Annotated in this window: 5 protein-coding genes; all 5 read right to left on the reverse strand. The window is 34.4% G+C overall.

The window, feature by feature from the left end; genetic code table 11:
- Nucleotides 1-754: 754 nt before the first annotated feature.
- A complete protein-coding gene (locus ENL20_12900) occupies nucleotides 755-1,726 on the reverse strand; it encodes a hypothetical protein (GenBank protein ID HHE39447.1) in 972 nt (323 codons plus the stop codon).
- A 104-nt stretch (nucleotides 1,727-1,830) separates the two neighbouring features.
- Entirely contained in the window at nucleotides 1,831-2,610 is a 780-nt protein-coding gene (locus ENL20_12905; GenBank protein ID HHE39448.1) for a 2-hydroxyglutaryl-CoA dehydratase, read from the reverse strand.
- Between the two features lie 283 nt (nucleotides 2,611-2,893).
- Nucleotides 2,894-3,619, reverse strand: coding sequence for an NAD-dependent deacylase (locus tag ENL20_12910; GenBank protein HHE39449.1), 726 nt, complete (start codon nucleotides 3,617-3,619; stop codon nucleotides 2,894-2,896).
- Between the two features lie 53 nt (nucleotides 3,620-3,672).
- On the reverse strand, nucleotides 3,673-6,201 hold the full coding sequence (locus tag ENL20_12915) for an insulinase family protein (protein HHE39450.1): 2,529 nt from the start codon (nucleotides 6,199-6,201) through the stop codon (nucleotides 3,673-3,675).
- A 218-nt stretch (nucleotides 6,202-6,419) separates the two neighbouring features.
- Complete coding sequence (locus ENL20_12920) at nucleotides 6,420-7,244, reverse strand: GTP cyclohydrolase I FolE2 (GenBank protein ID HHE39451.1); 825 nt, start codon at nucleotides 7,242-7,244, stop codon at nucleotides 6,420-6,422.
- Nucleotides 7,245-7,363 lie beyond the last annotated feature (119 nt).

Raw genomic sequence — 7,363 nt, forward strand, 5'->3', positions numbered from 1 at the left:
CATTAAGTCACTTCCAAACTTTTACAAACCGATTATATTTCCATTTTGATTTTGTAAGTGTTATCCGGTTTATACAGGGGAAATTTTAGTTGTAAAAAAACCTGCCATCATTATTGGAAGGACAACAGGCAAAAAGTCATTAATTGCTGGCAGTTTGTAATCGTTACCAATCCCCTGATTGGGAATGTAATTACCGGTTCAGGCAGACGAGATCACCCTTTCAATCCGCTCGTAGCAAAACTGGAAATGATTTGTCTTTAGCTTCTTCCTTATTTCTGCAAACAAGCCTTTAGAGAATATCATCCCTGTCAAAATATTTTTCAAGAACCAAGCATACCCCCAAAATTTCTAAAAAATTGTTAATCATCAATAATGATTTATAATTTGATTAGAAGCCCACAAATTTATTTGTGGGAAAAATTAACAAATCCCTTTAAATGAACCATTTTAATGGTTTTATTTTATTAGAAAAACGGTTGAAACCGTTAGTTTGTCTTCCTGAATCATATTCCCACAAATAAATTTATGGATTTCTTTGAACAGTAATATTAAAGGCAATTAATCTTCTTAAATTGTCTTGATTCATAAAGTTAGAATTCTCATTCCTTCAAATTTTGAAGGTTTGCCTGCTTTGGATTTTTTTTGCTTTAACTCATTCCTGTGCTTTCTAGCGGGAATTCCTTTTCTGACAAGGAAAGGATCCTATGAAAACATTTCCGAAGATTGGACTCGGAACAAGTTCCGAGCTACTAAATCATTGCGGTTCTTTTTGAATATGTTCCTCAAATACAGGTTTGAAATTCTTGAATTGATTAACAGTCAGGCTATCCTGCACGAGTTTTTCTTTGATCCGATTAATTTCCGAATAAATAATGAATTTCTGAACTTCCGAACTCTCCTCAAAAAGTTCATTCAATAAATACCAGCTGAGTAGAAATTGTCCTTCTTGAGCATAAAGTCCGGCAAGATTAAAAATAATATCGAACCTGTTTTTTGCTTTCGGAAAATCGGTATAGAGTCGGATCAGATATTTTTTTGCTTCCTGAAAGTTATCCAATGAAAACCAGGAAACATAAGAAAAATAGAGAGCATCTTCAATATGCAGAGAATCGTTCGAAATAATTATCTGATCAAGAATCTCGAGAGCATCTTCATATTTTTTCTGAAAAATATTGTTCACAGCAATTTTCAGGTCTAAGAAAACAGTATCCGAAAAAGTCGTATCCTTCCTGATATTTTTGTAAATATCGATAGCTTCACTGAAAAGCTGGTTGGTTTCATAGATCTCGGCAATGATCAGGAGTAAGTCATTATGCAAAGAATTAATTTTGATTGTATCGAATATTGCCGTAACTTTCTCGACTGCAAGAACAGGATTAATATGTAAGATAGATTGTTTGAATTTCATTCTTGCAGAATTTTTCAGGGAATCATTAGTAGTGGACATAATTATTTTAGAAAATTCCAATGTCGCTTTATCCCAGTCTTTTAATCCTTCATAAGCCAATCCCTTAAAAAATATCAAGGAATCGATCATTACGGAATCGAGTAAAGTCGAGTCGATAATTGTTATTGCCTGCGTGTATTCTTCTGTTTTCAGGAAATATTTGATCAATTCGAAATTGTGAGTGGATCTAAGAATTTCATTATTTTTATCGATTCTTTCATCTTCTGCCATCAAGGCGATGAAAGAAAACAATAAAAATAATAATATAATTTTTTTCATGATTCTTCTTTTTGACTTTTATGATACATTAACCTTTCACTTTAGTGAATGGAAGATAAGATCACCACCACTCAGCCCTGAGTTCATTCAGGTCATCCCAAACATTAACCATTCACTTCACTAGCAAAGATCGCTGCACCCAGAGCTCCGGTGATGAAGGAATTTTCAGGAACAATTATTTCCGCATTCAAAACCGATGAAATCGCTTTCGTCATCCCCACATTTTTAGCAACTCCACCTGTAAAAACAACCGGCTTCTGCCAATGAAGTTGAGATAGAAAACTTTTTGTCCTTTTAGCAATAGAATGATGAACTGACATAATTATATCCGCTCTTTTCTTTCCCTGCGAGATCAATCCGATAATTTCTGATTCTGCAAAAACGACACAAGTGCTATCAATATTTATCTTTTCATTGGATTGTAAAGAAATCTTACCGAGTTCATCGACTGTTAATTCTAAAATGTGAGCTACAACTTCCAGGAATCTTCCGGTTCCTGCTGCGCATTTGTCATTCATCACAAAATCAATAACTTTTCCCTTCTCGTTAACGAGGATCACTTTAGAATCCTGACCTCCGATATCGATGACAGTTCTAACTTCAGGGAAAAGGAAGTTCACACCTCTGGCATGACAAGTAATTTCGGAAACCTGTTTATCAGCGAATCTAACTAATTTTCTTCCATAACCTGTCGCATATATTTTTGAAATATCTCTCTTATTAATTTCCAAATTTGACAATGTTTTTTTAGATAAAAATTCTGATGTTGTTTTGGGATTAACTCCCGTATCAACGACATTTGAATATTTTATTCGATTATTTTGAAATATGACTATTTTTGTAGTTCTTGATCCGGAATCTATTCCAATTGATATTTTTTGCATTTATCCTCAATTCTGTATTCAACTTCCGAATGTTTCGATTTGCCGAATCTTCGGAATATTGATGTTTTTTCAAAACAATCGGAAGATTCAGCAAGCTGAACATTCAGATGTTTTTTCAACTTCCGAATGTGTGAAGCTCTTCGGAATGTTGGAATCACCTCAGATTTAATCAGACAGGATAACAGGATTTATAGGATTATGTTTTTTCTTGGCGTCCTTTGCGCCTTTGCGGTGAGATAAAAACAATCGGAAGACCTACGGACATTCCGATGTTTTTTAGGACTCAAGTTTCCAACATCCATTCCTCGACCAATCCCGGCAGAATTTCTCCCGCTTTTCCCTGACGGAACTCATCTATCATCCGGACATTCTCCGGTTCTGCCAGATTCACACCAATTGTTTTTGCTCCATAATGTCTGGCAATAGATAAAAATTGAGCAGCAGGATAAACAACTCCACTCGTTCCCACAACCAGAAAATAATCTGCTTTTTTTAGGATCTCATCGATCTCATTCAGAAAATGCGGCATTTCTCCAAACCAGACAATATCAGGTCTTAAATTTCCCTTACATTTTTCGCATACAGGAACATCGGGAGAAAGGTCAATTTCCTGCATCTCGTATTTTTGTAAACATTTACTGCAAAAACATTTTCGTAGAGAACCATGCATTTCCAGAACTCTATTATTACCTGCTTGAAAGTGCAAACCATCGACATTTTGCGTGATGATAAAGAAATTCTGCTTCAGAAAATCTTCCAATTTTTTTAAAGCAAAATGACCGGGATTGGGATGAACTTCCGCTAATTGAAAATATCTCTGTTTATAAAATCTCCAGACCATTTCCGGATTTGATCGAAATGCTTCCGGAGTTGCAACTTCCTCGACTCGATGATTTTCCCATAAACCATTATTATCGCGAAATGTTTTCAAACCTGATTCCGCACTGATGCCAGCACCTGTTAAAACAACTAATCTATCTTCTTTATTGATTCTGAATTTTGATATCATATTTCTCCAAATATCAACTTCCGAATGTGCGAAGCTCTTCGGAATGTTGTCTTTTACGATAAAACATGAATAAAATATCCCTCTTCTTTAAAATATTCTTCTGCAATTTTATGGATGGCACCGAGATCGACTTTGTGCAATCGCTCTTCTCTTTTCAGATAATGTTCATAACCAAAACCAGTTGCTTCGAGAACAGAGATGATATGAGCTTGAGCGAGCATGCTCTCTTCCTCTAATAATCTTTGACCTCTGATATAATTCTTTGTTTTTTCAAGGTCTTCTTTGGTAATCCCATTTTTCCTGATCTCATCCAGGATAGAAATTATCTGATCTATCACTTGCTTTTCATTTTTTTTGTCCACAATTACAGAAGCCATAAAATATCCCAGCTCTTTGATCGACCTGAATTCAAAGTCTACAGAATAAGCCAAACCTTTCTTTTCCCTTAATTCCCTGAATAAAATGGAATTTGTATCTCCACCAATGATCTGGGCTAAAACATGGAATGCAGTATTTTTATCGAATTCCAACGATGAACAACCAAATCCTCCTATATTGATGATCGCCTGATTTTGGTTCTGTTCTCTCTTTTTAAATCTTTGTGAAGAAGGAAAAATGATCGCTTTAGCAGGATTAATTTTCATATCATTGTTTTGAGCAGGAAACAGTTTATCCATATTCATCATCGTTTTCGGAAAATCAAAATCTCCAACTATGGTCAGCGACATATTCCGAACTCGATAATAATCTTGATGCCAGTTCCGGATCCGGTTCAGGGAAATTCTGTGTAAAGATGATTTTGTGCCCTCTTTGTTGAGAAAATTGCTTTGCTTTCCAAACATCATTTCTTTCCAGAGTTTAAGAGCATAATAATGGGGATAATCTTTGATTCGATCAAGATTGCTATGATAAGTCTGAATTAAATTCTCAAAATAATCTTTGGGAAAGGTTGGATAAGAAATTACCTCGGATAGCAATTGCAGGCTCATCGGAAGGAATTCCCGGAAACATTTCAAACGAACAGTTGTGGCTTCGGTTCCGGGGGAAATACCGAAATTTATTCCATGAGTCGTGCAAAAATTCAGGAATTGATCATGATTCAGTTTTTTATTTCCATAAAGCATCAAACCACCTGTCATCAGGTTGATCCCACGATTTTTTTGTGTTTCATTTAGTTGAGAAGCATTGATGGACAGGGCAATTCCAATGGTAGGTTTTCCATTCACTCTTTTGAAAAGAACTTTCATTCCATTAGCGAGAGTTGTTTCCAGAAAATCCTTTCCTTGCACTCGGAATTGTTTTATTTGTTTTGATGAAACCAGAATTTTCTTTATAGATTCTTTGTTGAACGACTTTTTTCCGGTATGAAACACATAAAGTGAATCGATCCGAAAATATTTTTTTATGACTTTATCAAAATCAGATTTGGTGAGTCTTCCAATAATTTCAGGATATTTTAAAAAATTCTCATAAGTCGTTAAAACCTCTTCATTTCCTAAACTCGATGCTAATGATTCGACATATTCAAAAGCATATTTAAAGGAAAAAAGGAGTTCTTTTTTCTGCTCATTAAATTTTCTCTCATCTATCCCGAAATACCTTAATTTTGATAATTCTTCGAAAAATATGGTAGAAATTTTATGCAGATCAGCTTTTTTTTTCGGCATGATCAGAATTATGGAAGCACCATTGTTTTTCCCGCTGAATGAATGAACTTTGAGATTGTCTATCAATTTTTCTTCATTGAACAACCTGGTAAAAAGAATGGAATTTTTCCCGATAGCCAGAATCTTGTATGCTAAAAATAAAGCATGTGAATCAGGATGACTTTCGGCAAGATCGGGAAGCACAAAAGCCAGCATATCATTGGAAATATCTTTTTGGATGGAAAAGATTTTTGGTTTGGAAGGAAAGTTCTCTGCAACCGATAGTTTTGTTTTCAGTTTTGATTGTTTCCAATCTCCAAAATATTTTATTAATGAATTGGATAAAATATTTTCCTGGAAATCTCCAGAGATGACCAGGAAACAATTTCCAGGAACATATTTTTTTTGATAAAATGTTTTTAAATCTTTGAGAAATGCATTATTCAAAGATTTGAAGTTACCGATAATAGGATTTCGATACGAATTTTGTTGGAAGTATTTTTCTGCTATTTCTTCGATGAAAAAATCTTCCGGATCATTCTGAAACTGCTTTAATTCCTCGATTATAACTTGTTTTTCAAACCTGAAATCTTCTTCCTTGAATTTAACATTTTGGGCAATTTCAGCTAAAATCTCGATTCCCTCATCAAAATATTCAGCAGGTAAAGTTACATAAAAGCAAGTTGAATCATATTCCGTATAAGCGTTTATTTGACCGCCCAGAAAAGTTACTTTTTCCATAATGGAATTATCCGGATATTTTTGTGTTGATTTGAAAACAAGATGCTCGATGAAGTGGGAAAATCCTGCTTCACTCTTCTCTTCCCATGCAGATCCTGTTCTTACATACAATTGCATACATAATAATGGATTAGAAGTATCTTTCGCAAAAATTACTTTAAATCCATTTTCTAATTTCTTTGATATTATATTCATCTGTTTTCCTTTTTTATTTAGCAACGGACAAAACTAACAATACGAACATTTTAACTATATTTTCTTCAATTTGGCAAATTGAGTTACGAATCGTAAAACAATTCGCTTGAATTGTTCAGTAACTCAAATAATCCGTCAGTAGCCGGACACTGTCCTGTTTGAGAATCGTTGCCATGAAACTCCTGATCTAAAAAAGCAGGATCGGAACAAGTTCCGAACTACGCATTTCGAGTTACTTTTCTGTTCATTTTGTTAGTTTTGTTCGCTGCTATTTTCCTTTCCACACAAGCATAAGCATTATGATCATGGATAGATTCAAAATTTTCAGATTCGACCTTGAAATATTTTATCCTTTTATCTTTCTGTAATTTTAGTGTAATATCCCTGACAATATCCTCCACAAAAGCAGGATTTAGATATGCTTTTTCTGTCACATATTTCTCATCTCTTCTTTTCAGGAGAGGATAAATTTCCGAGCTGGCAGATTTTTCCACGATCTCAATTAGTTCTTCCAGCCAGATAAATTCATCGAATGAAACTTTCACGGTCACCAGAGATCTCTGGCTGTGTGCTCCGAATTCACTGATCTCTTTTGAGCATGGACATAAAGAAGTTACCGGAACTTCAACCCCGATAACAAGATCAAAATTTTCTCTAAATGAAGCTTCAAAAAAACAATTATAAGACAGTAATGATTCTGTACCGGAAACCGGAGCTTTCTTTTTTAAAAAATAGGGAAATCTGATCTTTGTATAAGAAGCATCTGCGTTTAGAGATTTCTTTATTTCAGATAAAAAATCCGGAAGTTTCTTAATAAAATTCTCTTTGTGGAATTTATTCAAAACTTCGATAAACCTGCTCATATGCGTGCCGCGATGATGATGAGGAAGCTCGACAAAAATATCAAGATCTGCAACAGTATTTTGAACTCCATTCTCTCGATCTTCAACGATTATCGGGTAACGAACTTTCTTTACGCCAACTTTATCAATGGTTATATTCCGTTTGTCAACTTGACTCTGGATATCGATTTTTTCTTTCATTTTTTCCTCACAACTTAAAATTTGCCAAATTTCAAAAATTTGGCAAATTTATCTTTTATGAACTTGTGAAGTTTCAAAAAACTTAACAAGTTTATTCGCAATAGCTTAATAAATTTCAC

Source organism: Candidatus Cloacimonadota bacterium (assembly GCA_011372345.1).
In the GTDB taxonomy this organism is placed as follows: domain Bacteria; phylum Cloacimonadota; class Cloacimonadia; order Cloacimonadales; family TCS61; genus DRTC01.